This is a genomic window from Snodgrassella sp. CS2 (genome assembly GCF_050310315.1).
In the GTDB taxonomy this organism is placed as follows: Bacteria; Pseudomonadota; Gammaproteobacteria; order Burkholderiales; family Neisseriaceae; genus Snodgrassella; species Snodgrassella alvi_E.
The window spans coordinates 1-1,161 of record NZ_JBNPBA010000034.1 but is presented as its reverse complement, the minus strand read 5'-3'; the positions used below and the strand labels follow the sequence as shown (position 1 = coordinate 1,161).

The 1,161-nt window shown below is 57.7% G+C and carries 1 protein-coding gene; it reads left to right on the top strand.

Annotation, left to right across the window (positions count from 1 at the left end):
• The first annotated feature begins 173 nt into the window (after nt 1–173).
• Nucleotides 174–623, top strand: coding sequence for a hypothetical protein (locus ACQP6D_RS11225; RefSeq protein ID WP_427858272.1), 450 nt, complete (start codon nt 174–176; stop codon nt 621–623).
• The last annotated feature ends 538 nt before the right edge of the window (nt 624–1,161 follow it).

Below are 1,161 nucleotides of genomic sequence, written 5' to 3'. Positions count from 1 at the left end.
ATCATCACTGCGAACCATACGCTTCAGCAGGGCCTCGCTGATATCCCACGTCGCGGAACTCGGTGATTTATGCATCACCCAACTGCGAAAAGCCCGAAATTATGCGGCTCGCAGCCCTTGTCATACGATCTTGACACAGACGGCGTGACACAACCATGCGAGGGAAGCGACTCATGGCGAAGGGGATTCCAGTTCGCGGCACAGAGGCCACGATCTACGAGCCAACCGAGAAATACAAGTCTTGGCGAATCACCTACATCGACCGAGCCACCAACAAGCGTAAGACTACCAGCGGCGGAAAGACCAGAGAAGAGGCCGAGGACAAGGCCCGGCATCTCAGCGGTGAGTATGTAGAAGGCTGGAGAAACGGCGACACACCACCGACGCTTCAAGAGGCTGTCGACCTCTGGCTGACAGCGAATCGTTCGGAGTGGTCAAGCCGAACCTACGATCACTACTCCTATCTCGCCGCCAAGTTCACAGAGCGCTACGGCAGCCGTCCCATCACTCAGGTATCTCCTGCAGACATCGCCAAGGTTGATTTCAGGGGCACAGCAGAGGACAGCAGGAGAAGGCGCGCACACTTCTTCGAGGCATCCTGCGCCACAGCGGCGGATGGCTAGAACGAGATCCGATACGAATAGAGAGGAATGTCGAAAGCCTGGTTCGAGCGATCGCGCTCTCGGGCAATGCCTCCGGCAAGAGGAACCAGAAGGTAGAACGAGGCGACATCCCTAGCAGCAAGTTTGTTGCAGCTCTGATCATCACTGCGAACCATACGCTTCAGCAAGGGCCGCTCAACGATCCCGAATACACAGACATAGATAAGAAGAGCGGCCTGCCGCGCTATCGTTCCGGGAGCGTCAGATCAGAATCAGGCACCGGCCTGGTCCATCCTCTGGAGGATCGCTTCATCCGTGGTCTGCCTGCGGAGTGGACGGAGAGTCACAGGCGGGGAATCCCGAAGCACTACAAGAATCCTGAGGGCAGGCGCCGAGACGAAACCATGGAGCTGGCAAGCAGGTATCGGCAGATCGGACTAGCCGTAGCACTGGGAGCAGGAGGCGGGCTCAGGATCGGAGAGGTTCTAGCCCTGCGAGTGCGGCACTTTCTTGAGCCAGCTGATGTGTCTTTGATCCACTCACTGAACTGGGAGCTGGG

Bases quoted from the DNA above. Each gene is read 5' to 3' on its own strand.
- ACQP6D_RS11225 (WP_427858272.1), top strand. From the start codon at position 174: ATGGCGAAGGGGATTCCAGTTCGCGGCACAGAGGCCACGATCTACGAG.